This is a genomic window from Massilia sp. 01N417 (assembly GCF_056399645.1).
This window is the reverse complement of sequence record NZ_JBFTRS010000001.1, coordinates 100,451-119,366: the sequence shown is the minus strand read 5'-3', so window position 1 is coordinate 119,366 and position 18,916 is coordinate 100,451. Positions and strand designations below refer to the sequence as shown.

General features: G+C 65.4%; 21 protein-coding genes. 8 read left to right on the top strand and 13 right to left on the bottom strand.

Annotation, left to right across the window (positions count from 1 at the left end; genetic code table 11):
* From nhaR to AC1DOQ_RS00555, 7 genes are all read left to right on the top strand, one after another.
* Nucleotides 1–906, top strand: a complete 906-nt coding sequence (gene nhaR / locus AC1DOQ_RS00585) for a transcriptional activator NhaR (protein ID WP_477359031.1) — start codon at nt 1–3, stop codon at nt 904–906.
* A 56-nt stretch (nt 907–962) separates the two neighbouring features.
* Nucleotides 963–2,315, top strand: a complete 1,353-nt coding sequence (locus AC1DOQ_RS00580; RefSeq protein ID WP_477359028.1) for a hemolysin family protein — start codon at nt 963–965, stop codon at nt 2,313–2,315.
* A gap of 436 nt (nt 2,316–2,751) precedes the next feature.
* Nucleotides 2,752–3,831: a DUF5694 domain-containing protein gene (locus AC1DOQ_RS00575; protein WP_477359025.1), complete on the top strand. Its 1,080-nt coding sequence runs from the start codon at nt 2,752–2,754 to the stop codon at nt 3,829–3,831.
* A 100-nt stretch (nt 3,832–3,931) separates the two neighbouring features.
* Nucleotides 3,932–4,420: a nuclear transport factor 2 family protein gene (locus AC1DOQ_RS00570; protein WP_477359022.1), complete on the top strand. Its 489-nt coding sequence runs from the start codon at nt 3,932–3,934 to the stop codon at nt 4,418–4,420.
* A 42-nt stretch (nt 4,421–4,462) separates the two neighbouring features.
* Nucleotides 4,463–5,497 carry a sensor histidine kinase gene (locus AC1DOQ_RS00565; protein ID WP_477359019.1) on the top strand — a complete coding sequence of 345 codons (1,035 nt, stop codon included), beginning with the start codon at nt 4,463–4,465 and terminating at the stop codon, nt 5,495–5,497.
* The gene (locus tag AC1DOQ_RS00560) at nt 5,494–6,246 is read left to right on the top strand and encodes a LytR/AlgR family response regulator transcription factor (RefSeq protein WP_477359016.1); all 753 of its coding nucleotides are present in this window, start codon (nt 5,494–5,496) and stop codon (nt 6,244–6,246) included. The genes AC1DOQ_RS00565 and AC1DOQ_RS00560 overlap by 4 nt, the downstream gene beginning before the upstream one ends.
* A complete protein-coding gene (locus tag AC1DOQ_RS00555; RefSeq protein ID WP_477359013.1) occupies nt 6,243–7,409 on the top strand; it encodes an acyltransferase family protein in 1,167 nt (388 codons plus the stop codon). Before AC1DOQ_RS00560 ends, AC1DOQ_RS00555 begins: the two co-directional genes overlap by 4 nt.
* Before the next feature lie 12 nt (nt 7,410–7,421).
* On the opposite strand, the gene AC1DOQ_RS00550 is transcribed toward AC1DOQ_RS00555, so the two are convergent.
* The 6 genes from AC1DOQ_RS00550 to AC1DOQ_RS00525 all read right to left on the bottom strand — a co-directional run bounded on the left by AC1DOQ_RS00550 (nt 7,422) and on the right by AC1DOQ_RS00525 (nt 12,511).
* Entirely contained in the window at nt 7,422–8,315 is an 894-nt protein-coding gene (locus AC1DOQ_RS00550; protein ID WP_477359010.1) for a class I SAM-dependent methyltransferase, read from the bottom strand.
* 192 nt (nt 8,316–8,507) lie between these two features.
* Complete coding sequence (locus AC1DOQ_RS00545) at nt 8,508–9,101, bottom strand: SCO family protein (RefSeq protein WP_477359007.1); 594 nt, start codon at nt 9,099–9,101, stop codon at nt 8,508–8,510.
* Nucleotides 9,102–9,111: 10 nt separating this feature from the next.
* Nucleotides 9,112–10,017: a heme o synthase gene (gene cyoE, locus AC1DOQ_RS00540; RefSeq protein WP_477359004.1), complete on the bottom strand. Its 906-nt coding sequence runs from the start codon at nt 10,015–10,017 to the stop codon at nt 9,112–9,114.
* Nucleotides 10,014–11,180: a COX15/CtaA family protein gene (locus AC1DOQ_RS00535; RefSeq protein ID WP_477359001.1), complete on the bottom strand. Its 1,167-nt coding sequence runs from the start codon at nt 11,178–11,180 to the stop codon at nt 10,014–10,016. The genes cyoE and AC1DOQ_RS00535 overlap by 4 nt, the downstream gene beginning before the upstream one ends.
* A 10-nt stretch (nt 11,181–11,190) precedes the next feature.
* On the bottom strand, nt 11,191–11,745 hold the full coding sequence (locus tag AC1DOQ_RS00530; protein WP_477359816.1) for an SCO family protein: 555 nt from the start codon (nt 11,743–11,745) through the stop codon (nt 11,191–11,193).
* A gap of 46 nt (nt 11,746–11,791) precedes the next feature.
* Entirely contained in the window at nt 11,792–12,511 is a 720-nt protein-coding gene (locus AC1DOQ_RS00525) for an SURF1 family protein (protein ID WP_477358998.1), read from the bottom strand.
* A gap of 31 nt (nt 12,512–12,542) precedes the next feature.
* Between AC1DOQ_RS00525 and AC1DOQ_RS00520 the strand changes: the two genes are divergently transcribed.
* A complete protein-coding gene (locus AC1DOQ_RS00520) occupies nt 12,543–12,743 on the top strand; it encodes a twin transmembrane helix small protein (protein ID WP_442124245.1) in 201 nt (66 codons plus the stop codon).
* A gap of 57 nt (nt 12,744–12,800) precedes the next feature.
* Here the strand turns inward: AC1DOQ_RS00520 and AC1DOQ_RS00515 are convergent, their stop codons facing one another.
* The 7 genes from AC1DOQ_RS00515 to AC1DOQ_RS00485 all read right to left on the bottom strand — a co-directional run bounded on the left by AC1DOQ_RS00515 (nt 12,801) and on the right by AC1DOQ_RS00485 (nt 18,726).
* Nucleotides 12,801–13,658, bottom strand: a complete 858-nt coding sequence (locus tag AC1DOQ_RS00515; protein ID WP_477358995.1) for a cytochrome c oxidase subunit 3 — start codon at nt 13,656–13,658, stop codon at nt 12,801–12,803.
* A gap of 56 nt (nt 13,659–13,714) precedes the next feature.
* A complete protein-coding gene (locus tag AC1DOQ_RS00510) occupies nt 13,715–13,915 on the bottom strand; it encodes a DUF2970 domain-containing protein (RefSeq protein WP_477358992.1) in 201 nt (66 codons plus the stop codon).
* A complete protein-coding gene (locus tag AC1DOQ_RS00505) occupies nt 13,908–14,462 on the bottom strand; it encodes a cytochrome c oxidase assembly protein (protein WP_477358989.1) in 555 nt (184 codons plus the stop codon). The genes AC1DOQ_RS00510 and AC1DOQ_RS00505 overlap by 8 nt, the downstream gene beginning before the upstream one ends.
* A gap of 1 nt (nt 14,463) precedes the next feature.
* Entirely contained in the window at nt 14,464–14,598 is a 135-nt protein-coding gene (locus AC1DOQ_RS00500; RefSeq protein ID WP_477358986.1) for a hypothetical protein, read from the bottom strand.
* Nucleotide 14,599: 1 nt separating this feature from the next.
* Nucleotides 14,600–16,228, bottom strand: a complete 1,629-nt coding sequence (gene ctaD / locus AC1DOQ_RS00495; protein ID WP_477358983.1) for a cytochrome c oxidase subunit I — start codon at nt 16,226–16,228, stop codon at nt 14,600–14,602.
* Between the two features lie 24 nt (nt 16,229–16,252).
* On the bottom strand, nt 16,253–17,446 hold the full coding sequence (coxB, locus tag AC1DOQ_RS00490) for a cytochrome c oxidase subunit II (protein ID WP_477358980.1): 1,194 nt from the start codon (nt 17,444–17,446) through the stop codon (nt 16,253–16,255).
* A gap of 356 nt (nt 17,447–17,802) precedes the next feature.
* Complete coding sequence (locus AC1DOQ_RS00485) at nt 17,803–18,726, bottom strand: methyltransferase domain-containing protein (protein ID WP_477358977.1); 924 nt, start codon at nt 18,724–18,726, stop codon at nt 17,803–17,805.
* Between the last annotated feature and the right edge of the window lie 190 nt (nt 18,727–18,916).

Genomic DNA, 18,916 nt, shown 5'->3' with positions numbered 1-18,916 from the left:
ATGAAAAATGACCTGAATTTCCGCCACCTGTACTACTTCTGGGTGGTCGCCAAGGAAGGCGGCATCACGCGCGCCGCCGAGCGCCTCGGCCTGGCGGTGCAGACCGTCAGTTCCCAGCTGACCCTGCTGGAGCAATCGATGGGCAAGGCCCTGTTCTCGCAGCAGGGGCGGCGCCTGGTGCTGACCGAGGCAGGCCGCGTGGCGATGAACTATGCGGACCAGATCTTCCTGCTCGGCACCCAGATGCAGGAAGCCGTGAACGAGGCCGACAGCGGCCGCATCCGCTTGTCGGTCGGCATCTCGGATTCGCTGCCCAAGCTGTCCGCCTACCGCATGCTGGAAAACGCGATGCGCATCGACAAGAAGGTGCGGGTGGTCTGCTACGAAGACCAGTTCGAGGCCCTGCTGGCCGAACTCGCCCTGCACAAGCTGGACGTGGTGCTGACCGACCGCGAAGTGCAGCCGGGCAGCGCATTGAAGGTGTTCAGCCACCAGCTGTTCGAGAGCGAGATGCTGGTGGTGGGCACGCCGGAGCTGGCCGCCAAGTATGGCAAGGATTTCCCGGGGAACCTGAATGGCGCGCCCTTCCTGCTGCCGACGCGTAATAATGCCCTGCGCAGCAAGATCGACGAATGGCTGCTGCAGGTCAATGTGAAACCGGACGTGGTCGGCGAGTTCGAAGACAACGCCCTGCTCAACACCTTCGGGCGGCGCGGCCTGGGCCTGTTCTTCGCACCAGCGGCGCTGGCGGCCGAAATCGAAGAACAGTTCGGCGCGGTGCAGGTGGGCGCCGTGCCCGGCGTGCGCGAGCAGTTCTACGTGATTTCGAACGAACGCAAGATCAAGCACCCGGCGGTCGAGGCCATCCTGGCCGCCGCGCAAAAAGCCCTGCCGGCCGCCGCCTGAATCCGGAACTGGGCTGTACAATGCATCGGCTTGCTTCTTGATCAACTTACATTTGTATGGAAAATATTCTATTGGTCGTTCTGGCGTTGCTGCTGGTGGCGCTGAACGGCTTCTTCGTGGCGGCCGAGTTCGGCATCGTCACCCTTCGCAAGACCCGCGTGCGGGCAATCGCGAAAACCACCGGCCTGCGCGGCCGCATCCTCTACAAGGTCCATAGCCAGCTCGACGCCTACCTGTCGGCCTGCCAGCTGGGCATCACCCTCGCCTCGCTGGGCCTGGGCTGGGTCGGCGAACCCGCTTTCGCGCGCCTGCTGGAGCCGGCCTTCGCCTTCCTCGGCGTCACCAGCCCGCAAGTGATCCACGGCGTGTCCTTCGTGATCGCCTTCGGCGTGATCTCCTTCCTGCACATCGTGGTCGGCGAGCTGGCGCCGAAGTCGCTGGCGATCCGCATTCCGGAAGTGGTCGGCCTGTGGAGCGCGATCCCGCTGTACGGCTTCTACTGGGCGATGTACCCGGCGATCTGGGTGCTCAACGCCAGCGCCAACATGGTGCTGCGCGTCGCCGGCCTGTCCGGCGCCGGCGGCCACGAGACCCATTACTCGAACGAAGAACTGAAGATGATCCTGCGTACCAATACCAGTACGACGGGAGAAAAGGAAAAGTTCACCCACGACGAGCGCCACATCCTGGCGCAGTCGCTGGAATTCGGCGAGCACTCGGTGTCCGACCTGATGCGCCCGATTAACGAAGTCAGCGCCCTCTACGCCAGCCGCTCGCTCGAACAGAACCTCGACACGATGCGCCGCAACCGCTTCTCGCGCTACCCCTGGTTCGACAAGGACGGCGAGGAAGTGCTGGGCGTGATCCACCTGAAGGACCTGTTCTTCGCCGAACAGGCCGGCAAGGACGTCACCGACCTGACGGAGTACCTGCGTCCGGTCGAGACGTTCTCGGCGCGCACCCCGGCCATCGAACTGTTCCGGCGCTTCCGCACCGGCGCGCCCCACTTCGCCCTGATCGGCGAAAAGGGCAAGCGCCCGGTCGGCTTCATCACGCTGGACAACCTGCTGGGCGCCATCGTCGGCGAGATCCGCGACGAGTTCCGCCTCAACGAGAACGACTGGATCCGCCAGGCCGACGGCACCTTCATCGGCAAGGCCAGCCTGCCGATCGTCTCGCTCGAGCGCGTCCTCGGCATCGACATCGACAACGAAGCCATGGGCCTGGACGAGGTGGAATCGGTGGGCGGCCTCTTGATGGCCAAGCTGGGCGACATTCCCAAGCAGGGCCAGCGCATCGAGTTCCCGCGCTTCGACGTGGTGGTCAAGAAGACCGTCGGCCCGCGCATCCTGCTGGTCAAGGTCATCCCGCGCCTCGAGCGGGGGATGGACGAGGACGAGCTGGACTGAAGCTATGCAAAGACAGCGAAAGGCAAGAGCGAGGTCGCGCAGCGCTGCCTGGGCCTGAACAGCAGGCAGCGAACCGTGCTGATCATGCTCGACGGCCGCAAACCCTGCGCTTCCCTCACCTGCCTGATCCCCGCCCGGCAACTCGACACCATCGTCGGCGAGCTGCTGGCGATGGAGCTGATGAAGACCGAGATGGTGAAGACGGCCGAAGCCTGTCTCGGCCTGATGGCGGCCGAAGTCGTGCGGCGCATCGAACGGGCCGGAGACCGCACTCGAACATGTCGAGCGCGTCAGGGCCAGCCTGGCCGGCATGTAGGGGAAGCGATTACAGGGCGTCCGCACCGTTCATGCCACCGAATGTGCGGCCCGTCGCATGGAGGACGCCCGGGACGCCGCGCCGGCCTAGAGTGGCACATCGGATCAAAGGAGAGATCGTATGCTGCCACGAATCACCGGCCTGCTGGCCGCCGCCATGCTGTGCGCCGCCGGTGCGCAAGCCCAGGAACCGTCCAGGATCTTCGACCCGGGCGCACTGAAGGGCCCGGCCAGGGGCAAGCCGAACGAAGTGCTGGTGCTGGGCACGCCCCACCTGGCGGGCCTGAAGGATCCATTCAAGCCCGCCGGCCTCGCGCTGGTGAACGGGCGGCTGGCAGCCTGGAAGCCGCAGATCATCGCGATCGAGGCGCTGTCCGGCATGCAGTGCGATCAGGCGCGCCGCTTCCCGCACCGCTACAAGGAGATGGTGGAAGAATACTGCTGGGATCCGGCGCCGGCGCGCGCCGCAACCGGCCTCGACGTCCCGGCCGCGACGGCCGAAGCCGAACGGCTGCTGGCGCAATGGCCGGCCACGCCGACCCCGGCGCAGCGGCGCCATCTGGCCGCCGTGTTCCTGGCCGGCGGCGAGCGCGCCTCGGCGCTGGTACAGTGGCTGCGCCTGCCGGAAGCCGAGCGCCACGCCGGCGACGGCCTCGATGCGGCACTGGCTGCCATCCTCGACGAGCAGCGCCTGAAGCGCAACGAGGACACCCTGGTCGCCGCGCCGGTGGCGGCCGCGCTGGGTCTCGAACGCGTGGTCGCGATGGACGACCATACCGCGGACGCGGCGTTCGGGGACGAGAAAGCCTACGAAGCGGCCATCCGCAAGGCCTGGGACAATCCCGCCACCGCCCGGCGCCGCAAGATGGACGAGGCCGACCAGCCGAGGCTCGGCGAGCCCGAAGGCGTGCTGGCGCTGTACCGCTCGCGCAACGATCCGGCCCAGGCCCGGCTGGCCTTCGACAGCGACTTCGGCGCCGCGCTCGAGGAAGGCTCGCCGCAGCAGTTCGGCCGCAACTACGTCGGTTCCTGGGAGACCCGCAACCTGCGCATGGCTTCGAACATCCGCGAGGCCATCGCGGCGCGGCCTGGCAGCCGCACCCTGGTCATCGTCGGCGCCTCGCACAAAGGCTACCTGGAGGCTTACCTGAACCAGATGCACGACGTACGGATCGTCGACGCGCTGCAGGTGCTGCGCTAGCGCCCACCGTTCACCGCAAGCCATGCACGGGTCGGCGCATTGCGCTGGACCGCCGGCCCGGCAATCTCCAGCATGGGAACTTTCCAACTCAGGAGTTCCCATGCGCGCCTTCCTCTTCCCCCTCCTCATCGTCCTGTCCTGCCTGGCCGGTCCGGCCCGCGCGGCGGAGCAGTCGCACGAAGCCGACGTCGCCGCCATCAACAAGGTCGTCGAGCAGTTCAAGGCCGCCATCATCGCCCACGACGGCAAGACCCTCGGTTCCCTGTTCCTGCAGGACCACGACAGCTGGCTGTCGGTCGCCGACGAGCAGACCTGGGCCGCGGTCAAGGCGCGCCACCCGGACGCGCGCAAGGTCGTTCCCGACAGCTGGAAGAAGTTCGCCGAGTTCGTGCAGACTTCGCCCAAACCAGTCGAGGAGCGCTTCTACAACGTGCGCATCGATACCAACGGCGCGGTGGCGTCGGTCTGGTTCGATTTCGACTTCCTGGTCGACGGCAAAGTGACCAACCGCGGCAGCGAGAGCTGGCAGATGGTGCGCGCCGAAGACGGCTGGAAGATCAGCTCGATGCTGTTCTCGATGGGCCGTTAAGACGCTAGAATTGCCGGATTGTCATCTGCCCGAAGGCCGCCCGTGAAAGTAGAAACGCCGCTGCTCGTTCCCGTGCTTGCCGCCCTGCCGGTGTGCGCCTGCATGGCCATCCTCGGGCTGCCGTCCTTCGGCCACGGCTATTCCGCCGCCTTCCGCACGCTGTTCTTCGTCGCCTGCCTGGGATGGCTGATGCCGCTGGCGCTGCTGCAGCGCGCCTTGTGGCGCCGCGACTGGCGCTGGCTGCCGACGGCGCTGGTACTGCTGGGCGCCAGCTATGCGATGTCGATCGTGAACGCCCTGCTCGGCCAGCGCCTCGCGATCGGCCTGGGACTGGAGACCGCCTACCAGTGGCGCGAGCTGGCCCGGGGCCTGGATGGCTGCTGGCTGGCCCTGATCGCCTTCTGCGCGGTGCACGCGGTGGCGGTGTACTACCTGTCGCTGCAGCGCGCCGAGCTGCACCTGGCGCAGGCCCGGGCGGCCGCGCGCGACGCCGAGCTGCGCGCGCTGCGCCTGCAGGTCAATCCCCACTTCCTGTTCAACTCCCTGAACGCGATCTCCGCGCTGGTCTCGAACCAGTCCAACCGCGAAGCCAACCGCATGCTCGCCTGCGTCTCCGACTTCCTGCGCGCCACGCTGGCCCACGACGGCCGCCACGAGCATTCGCTGGCCGAGGAGCTGGCGCTGCTCGACGCCTATCTCGAAATCGAAAAGGCCCGCCTCGGCGAGCGCCTGTGCCTGACCATGAAGGCCGGGCCGGACCTGCTGGACAGCGCCGTGCCCTACCTGATGCTGCAGCCGCTGGTGGAGAACGCGATCCGCCACGGCATCGCCCCTCTCAACACGCCCGGCCGCCTCGACGTCCGCGTCGAGCGCGAAGGCGCGCGCCTGCTGGTCGAGGTGCACAACGACGGATGCAAGCCGGCGCAGGCAGGCAGCGGCGGGATCGGCCTGGCGAACGTGGCGCAGCGCCTGCGCCACCTGTACGGCGACGCCCAGCGGGTCGATGCCGGCTGGGGCGAGGATGGCCGTTTCGGCGTGCGCATCGCCATTCCCCTGCGTGCGGTGGCGGCGGCATGAGCGCGCCGATGCGGGTCGTGATCGTCGACGACGAGCCGCTCGCGCGGCTGGCGGTCAAGGTGCGGCTGGCGCGCCGCGGCGAGTTCGAGCTGGCCGCGGAATACGGCGACGGCGACAGCGCCGCTGCCGGCATCGCGGCGCTGCGGCCGGACCTGGTGTTCATGGACGTGCAGATGCCCGGCAGGAGCGGCATCGAGGTGCTGGCCTCGCTGCCGCCGCAGCAACGTCCGATGGCGATCCTGCTGACCGCCTGGGACAGCTTCGCCGTGCAGGCCTTCGAGCTGGCGGCCATTGACTACCTGCTGAAACCCGTCGACGACGATCGCCTCGACGAAGCCCTGGACCGTGCCCTGCGCGCCTGGCCCTACCGCCGCCACGACGCCGCCGCGCCGGCGGCGCAATGGCTGCGCAGCTTCACGGTGCGCAGCGGCACGCGCACCGTGCTGGTCCCGGTCCGCGACGTCGAACGCATCGAAGCCGACGGCGACTACGCCACCCTGCATGCGGACGGCAAGACCTGGCTGGTGCGCGAGCGCCTGCACGGCCTGGCGATGCAGCTCGATCCGCGCGTCTTCCAGCGCATCCACCGCTCGACCATCGTGCGGCTCGACATGATCGCCGAGCTGCGCGCCCTTACCAACCGCGACGCCCTGCTGCGCCTGCGCGACGGCAGCCTGTTGCGCGCCAGCCGCACCTATATGCCGGCGCTCGCGGATGCACTCGACCACCTCAACAAGAAAACCGCATGATGCACACCCCTGCCGGAACATCCCGCCTCGCAGGCCTGGATACCTTGCGCGCGCTCGCCATCGCCATGGTATTGATGTCCCACTATAACGGCTTCGTCGCCCGCGGCTCCATCTTCGGCTTCATCGGTGAAGTCGGCTGGGCCGGCGTCGACCTCTTCTTCGTCCTGAGCGGCTACCTGATCGGCAACCAGTTGCTGGCGCCGGCCGCGCGCGGCGACAGCGTGCAGCTGAAGACCTTCTTCGCGCGCCGCCTGCTGCGCACCCTGCCGAACTACTACGTGGTGCTGGCCGTTTACCTGCTGCTGCCGCACAGCCCGATCTGGGGCAAGACCATGGCGCCGGTCTGGCACTTCCTCAGCTTCACGCAAAACTTCGGCCTGCGCTACGGCGAGACCTTCACCCACTCCTGGTCGCTGTGCATCGAGGAGCAGTTCTACCTGGTGCTGCCGCTGGTGGTGATGGCGCTGGTGGGCACGCGGCGCTCGCCGCGCCTGATGTGGTGCGCGCTGGCCGTCGCCATCGGCGCCGGCATCGCCACGCGCGGCATCAACTTCCTGAACGGCCAGGAAGCGTTCTCGGCACCGGCCTACTACTCGACCTTCGCCCGCTTCGACGAACTGCTGCCCGGCGTGGCCATCGCCATGCTGAAGAATTTCCACCCGCGGCTATTCGAGCGCCTCCTGAAGCATGGGAATGTCCTGCTGGCGGCCGGCATCGGCATGGCGGCGGCGGTGCTGTACGGCGTGCGCTACGACGCGCCGAACCCGGGCCTGACATCGACCTTCGGCTTCTCGCTGGTGGCCTTCAGCTTCGCCCTGCTGACCTGCGCGGCGCTCAGCCCGCGCGGCATCCTGAACCGCCTGCGCATTCCCGGCGCCGGCAGCCTGGCGCTGTGGTCCTACGCGGTCTACCTGGTGCACAAGCCGGTGTTCATGGCGCTGCGGCCGGAACTGGAAAGCCGCGGCATCGATGCTGCCGCGCCGCTGACCGTGGCGGCGGTGATGGCGGCCGGGGTATTCGGCGGCTGGGTCCTGTACCGGCTGGTCGAGACGCCCTGCATGCGGCTGCGGGCGCGCTGGTATCCGGGCCAGTCCCTTCGCGCCCCCGTGAACGGCGCGAACGGCACGGCGGACGCGCCCCATCCCGGTGCCGTCACGCGCTAGGCAGGGCTGCCCTCAATGCAGGGCCTGTCCAGCCATTCCCTGGCCCTGCCTGGCCGCCAGCACCACGGTATGGCCATGCCCGAGGGCCGGCTGTTCGCGCGCGACGCGCTGGGCCAGGAAGTCGCGCAGCTGCGTATTTTGCAGCAGCTTGCCGATGATGCGGTAGCGCAGGCTGCTGTCGATCAGGCGGGTGGAGGCCATGCCGTGCCGGACAAAATAATGGTAGGCCAGGGTATGGCTCTGCCAGTCGCGGTGGAAGGAGGCGACCGGCTCGTGCCAGAGCGCCGCCACTTCCAGGCCTTCCCGCTTCGCCAGGCTGACCAGGGCGCGGTCGGTCCAGCGCAGCACGTGGTGGGGCGGCATGTTCAGCGGCGCGTTCGCCGCCAGCGCAAGGAAGCTGTCTTCGGCCGGGACGGCCAGGATCAGCATGCCGCCCGGCGCCAGGGACTCGACGCAGGCATGCACGAAGGTGTCCGGACTGGGCACGTGTTCCAGCACCTGGAAGCTGCACACGACATCGTAGGCACGCGGATGCTCGGCCGCGTGCCGTTCGACCGACTGCTTGCGGACGTCGAGGCCGGCCTCGGTGGCCTTGCGCACCGCCTCGTCATTGAATTCCAGGCCAACGTAGCGCGTCGACGCCGGCAGGAAGGCATGGAAAGCTCCCTTCCCGCAACCGACTTCGAGCACGCGCTGGTGTTCGCCCACGAACTGGCGGGCGTAGTCGTACTCGGGTTTCTCGTCCTGGTAATACCAGTCGTGTCGTTGTAGTTGCTCGTAGAAGCTGTCGTCGCCGGCGCAGGAGGGAGAAAAGAAAACCAGGTCGCAGGCCGCGCATTTCAATCGCGAGATTTCCGGCGTGGTCTCGACATAGGCGCCGACCTCGATGCCGCGACTGCGGTACAAGCGCGCCAGCTCGGCGGTCGCTATGCTGTCAACAAGGCAAACGTCTGGTGCGCCACAACCAGGGCAGTGCGGGTTTTCCATTGCCATCGCAGCCTCCCACGGGAGAATTTCGATGGATATTACATGATCTGAATTTCGCTTCGGTTCTGATTGAATCGGGCGTCGCTTTTTCGCGGCAGCCCATGTTCTCAGTCAGCTCAGCAGCTGGCGGACGTCGTGGACGATCGAATCAGCGGTGACGCCGTGGCGGATGAAGAGGCGCAGCCTGCCGTCCTTGTCGAACACATAGCTGCCGGCCATGTGGTCGATGGTGTAGCTGCCGGGGCTTGAACCCGGCACCTTCGAGTAGAACACCTTGAAGTCCTTGGCCGTCTTCGCGGTCTGTTCAAGGGTGCCGTACAGGCCCATGAAGCGCTTGTCGAAGGCCGGCACATAGCTGGCCAGCAGCTGCGGGGTGTCGCGCTCGGGGTCGAGGGTGATGAACAGCACCTGCACCTGGTCGGCCTGCGGGCCCAGCTTCTGCATCACGCCGGCCATTTCCGCCATCGTGGTCGGGCACACGTCCGGGCACTGGGTGTAGCCGAAGAAGACGACAACGACCTTGCCCTTGTAGTCGGCCAGGGTGCGCGGCTTGCCGTTGAAATCGGTCAGGCTGAAGCCCTTGGCGTAATCGAGGCCGGTGACGTCGGTGTTCTGGAAGCTGACCTGCTTGCCCGGCAGCTTGTCGCAGGCGGCAAGGGAAAACGCCAGGGTGGCGGCGACAAGTGCGGACAGCAGTTTTTTCATGTCGAGGGAATCAGAAAGTCAGGTATTGCTTCACATAGTGGTCGACCAGCAGCGCGGCGAACAGCAGCGAGAGGTAGATCACGGACCAGGCGAAGGCCTTGCGCGCGACCTGGTCGCTGTAGTGCTTGTGGACCAGCCAGCCGTGGCGCAGGAACCCGGCGTTCAGGCCGATGGCGGACAGCAGGTAGAGCCAGCCGCTCATGCCGACCGCGAACGGGAACAAGGTGCAGGCGGCCAGCGCGATCGAGTACAGCCAGACCTGCTGGCCGGTGTACTTCATGCCGTGGGTGACCGGCATCATCGGCAGGCCGGAACGCACGTAGTCGTCGCGGCGGTACATGGCCAGCGCCCAGAAGTGCGGCGGGGTCCAGACGAAGATGATCAGCACCAGCAGCCAGGCTTCCATCGGCACCGTGTTCGCCACCGCGGCCCAGCCCAGGGCCGGCGGCATCGCGCCGGACAGGCCGCCGATCACGATGTTCTGCGGCGTGTTGGGCTTGAGCAGGATGGTGTAGATCAGCGCATAGCCGACGAAGGTGACGAAGGTCAGCCACATGGTCAACGGATTGACCATGGTGTACAGGATGCCCATGCCGGCGCCGCCGAGGATGGCGGAGAAGAACAGGGTCTGGGTGGTCGACAGCTCGCCCATGGCGGTGGCGCGGCGCGCGGTGCGGGCCATGCGGGCGTCGACTTCGGCCTCGATCAGGCAGTTGACGGCGAAGGCGGCGCCGGCCAGCAGCCAGATGCCGAGCGTCGCCCAGAACAGCACGTGCCAGCCGGGGAAACCGTCGGTGGCGAGGAACATGCCGATCACGGCACAGAAGACGGCCAGCTGGGTGACGCGTGGCTTGGTCAGCGCCCAGTATTGCGATACGCGGCTGGGCGGTTTATGGGTTGCGGTTTGGGTAATCATGAGTGGCCCGTGGGCACCACCTCCGCTTCATGCCGGGGGGAGCGCACCAGGTCGAGTTGATACTGTACCTTGTAGTTTATCATGGTCACCAGCAAGACAAGCAGGGCCGCCCCCGCGTTGTGCAGCACAGCAATTGCAAGAGGGAAATTAAAAAACACGGTCGCGACACCCGTCAGAACCTGCGCCAATAATACTAAAGCAATGTTCCGGGCAGCGCCGTGCAGGCCCGGCAAACGCCAGGCGCGCCAGGCTGTCAGGCCCAGCACCAGCACCACGACGGCCGCGAAGTTCCGGTGCACCCAGTGGATGGCGGTCAGGGCCGAGAACGGCAGGTAATGGCCGGCAGCGGTTTTGCCGAGCTCGCGCCACAAGGTGAAGCCGTGCTGGAAGTCCATCTCTGGGACAATTTGTCCTTGGCAGAGTGGAAAGTCATTGCAGGCAAGCGTCGCATAATTGGTACTTACCCACCCGCCGAGTGCCAATTGGATGAGCACGACGGCGCCGGCCAGCCAGGCCAGCGGGCGCAGGCGGCGCAGCTCATTGGCCATTTTCAACGCGACCGATGGCGCCGACACCGGCATCGGATGCAGCAGATTGTCCTCGCGTCCACCCAGCCAGACGGCCAGCGCCAGCAAGGTCATGCCGAACAGCAGGTGCAGGGTCACGATCACCGGCTGCAGCTTCATGGTCACGGTCCAGGCGCCGAACGCGCCCTGCACGCACACCCAGAAGAACAGCAGCGTGGGCAGCCAGGGCGAATGCGAGCGCCCTTTCGAACGGCGCCATTGCACCCACGAAGCCACCATCAGGCCGATGATCATGAGGCCGATGCCCATCGCCAGGAAGCGGTGGATCATCTCGATCCAGGCTTTCACCTTCGTCACCGGGCCGGTCGGCATCAGGGCCTCGGCGGCGGCGATGTGCGCGTGGGCCAGGAAGGGGTTGGCTTCGCCGTAGCAGCCCGGCCAGTCCGGGCAGCCGAGGCCCGAGTCCGTCAGGCGGGTGAAGCCGCCGAACACGATCAGGTCGAAGGTGAAGAAGGCGATCACCCAGGCCAGCTTGCGGTAGCGGTTGCCGCCGGTCGCCATCCAGACCACGGACAGCGGCACGCTGGCGGCCAGGATGCCGGTCAGGGCCAGCAGTATGAAATTCGAGACTTCCATGATTCTTGCATCAGCCGACCGAAGAAGCCTTCAGCAGCTTGTTGATATCCTTGTACACTTTGCGCGGTTCCGGGTCCTTCGGGAAACGCATCATCAAATGGCCCAGCGGGTCGATCATGTAGATATGCTCGGTCACCTTGGTCCCCGGGTCGGCCGGCAGCCAGTCCGCCACGGCCTGGGCATCGGCGCGCAGCATGTGGGTGCCGTCGAATTCGCGGATCACGATGGTGTCGAGCGGCTCCTTGTCGTTGATCAGCCAGACGCGCTCGATGCGGTCCTGCTCCTTGCCCTGCATAAGGCGCAGCTGGCGCATCGCGAACAGCTGCTTCCGGCAGGCCTCGTCACAGGTGCCGGGCGCCACCATCAGCATCACCCACTTGCCCTTGAACTGTTCCAGCGCCACCGGCTTGCCGTCCAGGGTGGTGGTCGCCATCGCCGGGATCGGGTGGGCGCGCTGGTCGATCAGGGTGCCGTAGTTGTTGCGCTTTTCCGGCTTGAGCACGTAAAAGGTGAAGTATGACGCGATCATCGGCGACGCGCACACCAGCAGCACCACCCAGAGCATCCAGCGGCCGCGCTTGCGTTGTTGGGGTTCAGCCGGCTTGCTCAGTTTAACTTCGTCCACGTCGAAATCCTGTAATCACAAAAAAGAGGAAAGCCATCGCCGCCAGCGCATACCACTGCACGGCATAGCCCTTGTGGCGGTCGATGTCCAGGCTGGGCATGGGCCAGTTGCGCGTCAGGCCGTCGCCCGGCGCCCCGGTCCCGGTCTGCTCGACCACGACCGGCAGCAGGTCCAGCCCGCTGGCGCGCGCCACCTCGGCCGGGTCGGTGTTCTGCACGATCGCGTTCGGCGCCAGCGGCGCCGGCGTCCCCAGCTGCATCACGCGGGCCAGCTGGCGCACCGCCCTGCCCTCGAGCGTGACCTGGCCCGGGGGCGTGGTATAGGGCGGCAGCTTGTCGTGCTCGGCCGTATTACGCGGCAGCCAACCGCGCGCCACCAGTACGGACTTGCCCGACCCCGCTATTGTAAACGGCATCAGCAAAACGAATCCGCTGCGGCCTTCTTGCGGCCGGTTGTCGAGGAACACGGGCCAGTTGGGGACGAATTCCCCGCTAACAATGACACGGTGAAACTCCACCGCGGCGGGATCGACGGCGCTGCCATCGAGCGTCAGCGGGGGCGCCGCCATGCCCTTTTCCAGTTTCGTCTGCAGGACGGTTTTCTCGGCCGCGCGGCGGGTTTGCCAGTTGCCCAGCACGATCCCCAGCACGACGAGGACCAGGGTGGCAAGGAAGGGAACGGTCCTGAAATGGAAGCGAAGTCGCATACAATGTCACTATTCCAACTCGGGGCCAGTCATGAAAATCGTCGTCGCCATCGCCTTCGTGCTCATCATCGCCAGCCTGGCTTCCGCACTATTCTTCCTGATGCGCGACAAGGGCCGCAGCAACCGCACCGTGCAGGCGCTGGCGATGCGGGTGGGGCTGTCGATCACCCTGTTTCTGCTGGTGCTGTTTTCTTACAAGATGGGGTGGATTCAGCCGACGGGATTACGTTAGCCCATAAACGTCGTCCCCGCGAAGGCGGGGACGACGATTTAGGGCTTGCGGGACTTCTTACAGCCAGTAGACGACCACGTACAAGCCCAGCCAAACCACGTCCACGAAGTGCCAGTACCACGCCGCCCCTTCGAAGGCAAAGTGGTGTTCCGGCGTGAAGTGGCCCTTCAGTACGCGGTACAGCACCACCGACAGCATGATCGCACCCATGGTCACGTGGAAGCCGTGGAAGCCGGTCAGCATGAAGAAGGTCGAACCGTAGATGCCCGAGGTGAGCTTCAGGTTCAGTTCGGTGTACGCGTGGTGGTATTCATAGGCCTGGAAGCCCATGAAGACGGCGCCCAGCAGGATGGTGCAGAACAGCCAGAAGGCGGTCTTGCTGCGGTGCCCTAGACGCAGGGCGTGGTGGGCGATGGTCAGGGTCACGCCCGAGGTCAGCAGCAGTGCGGTGTTGATGGTCGGGATCGGGAACGGGCCCATCGTGTTGAAGGACTCGACGGTGCCGGCCGGGCCGACGTTGCCCCAGTGGCCGGCGAAGTCCGGCCAGATCACCTTGTGGTCGAGGTCGGACAGCCAGGGCATGCTGATCGAGCGCGCATAGAACAGCGCACCGAAGAAGGCCCCGAAGAACATGACTTCCGAGAAGATGAACCAGCTCATCGACCAGCGGTAGGAGCTGTCGATGCGGGCGCCGTACTTGCCCGATTCCGATTCGCCGATGGCGTCGCCGAACCAGAAATACAGCACCACGAGCATGGCCAGGATGCCGGCAATGCAGACGCTGGGGCCCCAGGGCGTGCCGTTGACCCAGCCGGCCGCGCCCGCCATCGTGACGAGCATCGATAGGCCGCCGGCCATCGGCCACCGCGAGGGGCCAGGGACGAAATAGTACGGCGCATTTTGTGGCGAACTCATTCTCATCTCCTCAAACGAACTTTTTGATTTGTCGAATTCCTGCTTGCTGCTTGTTCCTATTTCGCCACCACCATCCGCACCACGAACAACAGGATGCCGATGAAGATCGCCGCCCCGAGCAAGCCGCCGACGATCACGTGGATCGGGTTCAGGTTGGCGGCGTCGTGGTCGTAATCCTTGCGCTTGCGGACCCCGAAGAAGGACCAGAACACGGCCTTCATGGTGGCGCCGAAGCCTGCCTTGCGTTCATCACTCATTTTTTGCCACCGCTCCGCCGATCTCGAAGAAGGTATACGACAGCGTGATGTTCTTCACTTCGCGCGGCAGCGCCGGGTCGATGAAGAACACCACCGGCATCTGGCGCGCCTCGTTCGGGCCCAGCACCTGCTCCTTGAAGCAGAAGCACTCGACCTTCTTGAAGTGCGGCGTCGCCGACTGCGGCGCGTAGCTCGGGATGGCTTGCGCCTTCACGGTGCGCGCCTGGGTGTTCACGACCTCGTAGACCACGGTCGCCATCTCGCCCGGGTGCACGTCGATGCTGCGCTGCGTCGGACGGAAGCGCCACGGTCCCTGCGCATTGCCGTCCAGTTCGACGGTGACGGTGCGCGTCAGGTCGACCTGGGTGTTGGCCGGACGCTCCACCGTGCCGTCCTTCTGCGTCAGCACGTTGATGCCGAGGACTTCGCAGACCTGGCGGTAGATCGGCACCAGCGCATAGCCGAAGCCGAACATCACGCCGGCCACCACCACCAGCTTGGTGAAGGTGGTGCGGTTCAGGGCCAGCCGGCCGCTCTTCTCGGCCATCTCAGCTCAGCCAGAGCCGCTTGACGAACAGCAGCACGAAGAAGAACAGCGCCAGCCCGCCCACCAGCCAGGCGGTGCGCAGGTTCTTCCTGCGCAGCCGGGCGGTACGCTCCTGGCTCGATTCAGCCATCATCATCTCACTTCACCAGCGGCGGGTTCTCGAAGGTGTGGAAAGGCGCCGGGCTCGGCACGGTCCACTCCAGGCCTTCCGCGCCTTCCCAGGGCTTGGCTTCCGCCTTCTGGCCGCCGCGGATGGTCGGCAGCACCACGAAGAACAGGAAGTAGACCTGGCTCAGGCCGAAGCCGAAGGCGCCGATCGACACGATCTGGTTGAAGTCGGTGAACTGCACGGCGTAGTCGGCATAGCGGCGCGGCATGCCGGCCAGGCCCAGGAAGTGCATCGGGAAGAAGGTGATGTTGAAGGTGATCAGCGACAGCCAGAAGTGCATCTTGCCGCGGAATTCCGGATACATGTGGCCGGTCCATTTCGGGGCCCAGTAGTAGAAGCCGGCGAACAGGGCGAACAGCGAGCCGGCCACCAGCACGTAGTGGAAGTGGGCCACCACGTAATAGGTGTCCTGCACCTGGATGTCGATCGGGGTCACGGCCAGGATCAGGCCGGTGAAGCCGCCCATCGTGAACACGAAGATGAAGCCGACCGCGAACAGCATCGGGGTCTCGAAGGTCATCGAGCCCTTCCACATGGTGGCGACCCAGTTGAACACCTTCACGCCGGTCGGCACCGCGATCAGCATGGTGGCGTACATGAAGAACAGCTGGCTGGTCACCGGCATGCCGGTGGTGAACATGTGGTGGGCCCAGACGATGAAGGACAGGATCGCGATCGAGGCGGTCGCGTACACCATCGAGGCGTAGCCGAACAGCGGCTTGCGGGCGAAGGCCGGGATGATCTGCGAGACGATGCCGAAGGCCGGCAGGATCATGATGTAGACCTCGGGGTGGCCGAAGAACCAGAAGATGTGCTGGTACATGACCGGATCGCCGCCGCCTGCCGCGTTGAAGAAGGAGGTGCCGAAGTGGCGGTCGGTCAGGGTCATGGTGATGGCGCCCGCCAGCACCGGCATCACGGCGATCAGCAGGTAGGCGGTGATCAGCCAGGTCCAGCAGAACATCGGCATCTTCATCAGGGTCATGCCGGGCGCGCGCATGTTCAGGATGGTGACGATGATGTTAATGGAACCCATGATCGACGAGGCGCCCATGATGTGCAGGGCGAAGATCGCCATGTCCATGCCCGGGCCCATCTGGGTCGACAGCGGCGCGTACAGGGTCCAGCCGGCGGCGGTGGCGCCGCCCGGCACGAAGAACGAGGTCGCCAGCAGGATCGCGGCCGGCGGCAGCAGCCAGAACGAGAAATTGTTCATGCGCGCGAAGGCCATGTCGGAGGCGCCCACCTGCAGCGGGATCATCCAGTTGGCGAAGCCGACGAAGGCCGGCATGATCGCGCCGAACACCATCACGATGCCGTGCATGGTGGTCAGCTGGTTGAAGAACTCGGGACGGAAGAACTGCAGGCCGGGCTGGAACAGCTCGGTGCGGATCATCAGCGCCAGCACGCCGCCCGAGAGCAGCATGGTGAACGAGAACCACAGGTAGAGGGTACCGATGTCCTTGTGGTTGGTGGCGAACAGCCAGCGGCGCAGGCCGGTCGGATGGTCGTGGGCGTGATCGTGATCGTGCGCGCTCAGGTGATCGTGAGGATGCGCGTGATCGTGGTCGTGTGCGTGATCGATGGTGGAACTCATTTCAGGGTCTCCGATTCCAAACGCTTATTTGCCGCGGGCGGCCAGGACTTCCGACGGCTGGACGATGTTCTCGTCGGCCTTGTTGGTCCAGTTATTACGGGTGTAGGTGATCACGGACGCGATGTCGGTATCGGACAGCTGCTTCCATGCCGGCATGGCGCTCGGATACTTGCCGCTGTGCTTACCGTTCAGCAGCACGTTGATCTGCTCGGCCTTCGGACCCAGCACGACCGGCGAGCCGACCAGCGAGGCGAAGGCGTTCGGCACACCCTGGCCGCTGGCCTGGTGGCAGGCGACGCAGTTGGCGGCATAGATCTTCTCGCCCTTGGTCTTCAGCTCGTCGATGGTCCAGACCTTGTTCGGATCGTCGGCCAGGGCCGCCATTTCCTTCTTCTTGGTGTTGACCCAGGCGGTGTAGTCCTCGGCTGATACGACCTTCACAACGATCGGCATGAAGGCGTGCTCCTTGCCGCACAGCTCGACGCAGTTGCCGCGGTAGGTGCCGATCTTCTCGGCCTTGAACCAGGTGTCGCGCACGAAGCCCGGGATCGCGTCCTGCTTGACGGCGAAGGCCGGAATCGTCCAGGAGTGGATGACGTCGTTGGCGGTCAGCACCAGGCGGACCTTCTTGTTGACCGGCACGACCATTTCGTTGTCGACTTCGAGCAGGTAGTTCTCGGTGCGCGCGGTGGTCGGCGCCACACCGGGCTCGCCGACGGCGCTGCGCGGGGTGGACAGGTTCGACAGGAAGCCGATGCCCTCGCCCTCGCCCTTCAGGTAGTCATAGCCCCATTTCCACTGCATGCCGGTGACCTTGATGGTCAGGTCCGGGTTCGAAGTGTCCTTCATGGCGACGACCGCGTGGGTGGCGGGCAGCGCCATGCCGATCACGATCAGGAAGGGAACCACCGTCCATGCGATCTCGACCGCGGTGGATTCGTGGAATGTGGCCGGTTTGTGGCCCAGGGATTTCCGGTGCTTGAACACCGAGTAGAACATGACGCCGAACACGCCGATGAAGATGATCAGGCAGACGATCATCATCCAGTTGTGCAGGCTGTAGATATAGTCGCCGATGCCCGTTACGGCTGGCTGCATGTTGAGCTGGTGCTCGACCGGCCGCCCGATGACCTCGGGCTCGGCCCACGCCAGGGCCGGCATGCCGGCTCCTACCGCGAGACCGGACATCGCCGCTTTTAATCGCTTTGCATAAGTCATGTTGTCCCCAACCACCCAAAAAAATTGAATTTTCTTAAAGAGGCCGGCACTCCATGAACGAACTGCCGCCGCTCCGAAATCCTTCCTGCAAACCTCGACCATCAGGGACTACGAGACCTCGATGAACGCTTTTGCTCGGGCTCCGGCACCGCAAAACGCGGTTTCCGAAGCCTTTGGTGTTGCTGCAACCAGTTCGACTTCACGCTGTTTTTGCCTAAGTTTTTAGCGTGATGACTGCTTCAGTCGAAAAAAGTGTCATTGATTATACTGAAATCGCTAATTTTTATTCAAGGAAAATTACCTCATCCGCATGATGATCCATGATGCACTGCGGCAATTTTCTCGCGCTGACTCGCTCACTGTGGACGCGGCGGTTGCTGGCGTGGCTGGAAACGCACGATCGCCTCGCCCGCCGCCGTGACTTTCGGCGCCGGCCGGAAGGCGTGGCCGTAGATGATCTCGAACGTCAGGCCAAGTTTGCCGTCCGGGCGGCGCTGGCTTTCCAGGGCATCCAGCATGCGCTGCCAGGCCGCGCGTCCGACCAGGCCGCGGCGGCGCGTGGCCAGCGGATTGCCGCCGAAGGCGCGCACGTCGGCAAGCAGGGCCTGCGCGGTGTCGTAGGTGACCGTGATCTGCTCCATGTCCATGACCGGCGTGGTGAAGCCCGCTTCCACCAGCTGGTCGCCGAAATCGTGCATGTCGACGAAGGGCAAGCTGTGCGGGGTCTCGTCCATCGCCGCAAAGGCGTTGCGCAGCTCGATGAAGGTATCCGGGCCGAAGTTCGAGAACATCAGCAGGCCGTCCACGCGCAGCACGCGCCGCCATTCGGCAAACACGCGGTCCGGCTGCGGATGCCAGTGCAGCGCCAGGTTCGACCATACGAGGTCGACCGAGTTCGGACCCAGAGGCAGCTGGCCGAAGTCGGCGCAAACGAGATCGATGCCGCTCTTGGCGGGCAGCAAACGGCTGAGGAAGGAACGCGGCGCCTGGCCGGCACCGGCGGCGGCGCGCAGCATGGCCGGCACCGCATCGACACCCAGCACCTGGGCGGCGGGATAGGCTTTCTGCAGCTCGGCGAGATCGGCACCGGTGCCGCAGCCGGCATCCAGCACCTGCTGCGGAGAATTCTTCACCAGCGACAGGCGCTCGAACATGCGGCCGGCGATTTCGCGGCGCAGGAAGTCCGAAGGCGCCACGCGGGCCGGGTCGGCAAACAGCTGCTTGATGCGCACCGGGTCGATCGGCGCACTCATCTTGGAAGGGGATTGGGGCGAAGCCATGGGTCAACTGCGGTCAAATTGGAACATGGCGGCAGTGTACATGATGGGGCCTGAACCGTTTGGCGACAGCCCCCTTATGCCCCGACACCCTCTGTCCCTGCTGCGCCGCTGGCCACGCGCCATGCTGGATCTGCTGCTGCCCTCGCAGTGCGCGCTGTGCGGCGGCGGCTGCGACGACGTCGTCTGCGCG

Coding starts and splice junctions, on each gene's coding strand:
- nhaR (WP_477359031.1), top strand. CDS start 1: ATGAAAAATGACCTGAATTTCCGCCACCTGTACTACTTCTGGGTGGTC.
- AC1DOQ_RS00580 (WP_477359028.1), top strand. CDS start 963: ATGGAAAATATTCTATTGGTCGTTCTGGCGTTGCTGCTGGTGGCGCTG.
- AC1DOQ_RS00575 (WP_477359025.1), top strand. CDS start 2,752: ATGCTGCCACGAATCACCGGCCTGCTGGCCGCCGCCATGCTGTGCGCC.
- AC1DOQ_RS00570 (WP_477359022.1), top strand. CDS start 3,932: ATGCGCGCCTTCCTCTTCCCCCTCCTCATCGTCCTGTCCTGCCTGGCC.
- AC1DOQ_RS00560 (WP_477359016.1), top strand. CDS start 5,494: ATGAGCGCGCCGATGCGGGTCGTGATCGTCGACGACGAGCCGCTCGCG.
- AC1DOQ_RS00555 (WP_477359013.1), top strand. CDS start 6,243: ATGATGCACACCCCTGCCGGAACATCCCGCCTCGCAGGCCTGGATACC.
- AC1DOQ_RS00545 (WP_477359007.1), bottom strand. CDS start 9,101: ATGAAAAAACTGCTGTCCGCACTTGTCGCCGCCACCCTGGCGTTTTCC.
- cyoE (WP_477359004.1), bottom strand. CDS start 10,017: ATGATTACCCAAACCGCAACCCATAAACCGCCCAGCCGCGTATCGCAA.
- AC1DOQ_RS00535 (WP_477359001.1), bottom strand. CDS start 11,180: ATGGAAGTCTCGAATTTCATACTGCTGGCCCTGACCGGCATCCTGGCC.
- AC1DOQ_RS00530 (WP_477359816.1), bottom strand. CDS start 11,745: ATGCTCTGGGTGGTGCTGCTGGTGTGCGCGTCGCCGATGATCGCGTCA.
- AC1DOQ_RS00525 (WP_477358998.1), bottom strand. CDS start 12,511: ATGCGACTTCGCTTCCATTTCAGGACCGTTCCCTTCCTTGCCACCCTG.
- AC1DOQ_RS00520 (WP_442124245.1), top strand. CDS start 12,543: ATGAAAATCGTCGTCGCCATCGCCTTCGTGCTCATCATCGCCAGCCTG.
- AC1DOQ_RS00515 (WP_477358995.1), bottom strand. CDS start 13,658: ATGAGTTCGCCACAAAATGCGCCGTACTATTTCGTCCCTGGCCCCTCG.
- AC1DOQ_RS00510 (WP_477358992.1), bottom strand. CDS start 13,915: ATGAGTGATGAACGCAAGGCAGGCTTCGGCGCCACCATGAAGGCCGTG.
- AC1DOQ_RS00505 (WP_477358989.1), bottom strand. CDS start 14,462: ATGGCCGAGAAGAGCGGCCGGCTGGCCCTGAACCGCACCACCTTCACC.
- AC1DOQ_RS00500 (WP_477358986.1), bottom strand. CDS start 14,598: ATGATGATGGCTGAATCGAGCCAGGAGCGTACCGCCCGGCTGCGCAGG.
- ctaD (WP_477358983.1), bottom strand. CDS start 16,228: ATGAGTTCCACCATCGATCACGCACACGACCACGATCACGCGCATCCT.
- coxB (WP_477358980.1), bottom strand. CDS start 17,446: ATGACTTATGCAAAGCGATTAAAAGCGGCGATGTCCGGTCTCGCGGTA.
- AC1DOQ_RS00485 (WP_477358977.1), bottom strand. CDS start 18,726: ATGGCTTCGCCCCAATCCCCTTCCAAGATGAGTGCGCCGATCGACCCG.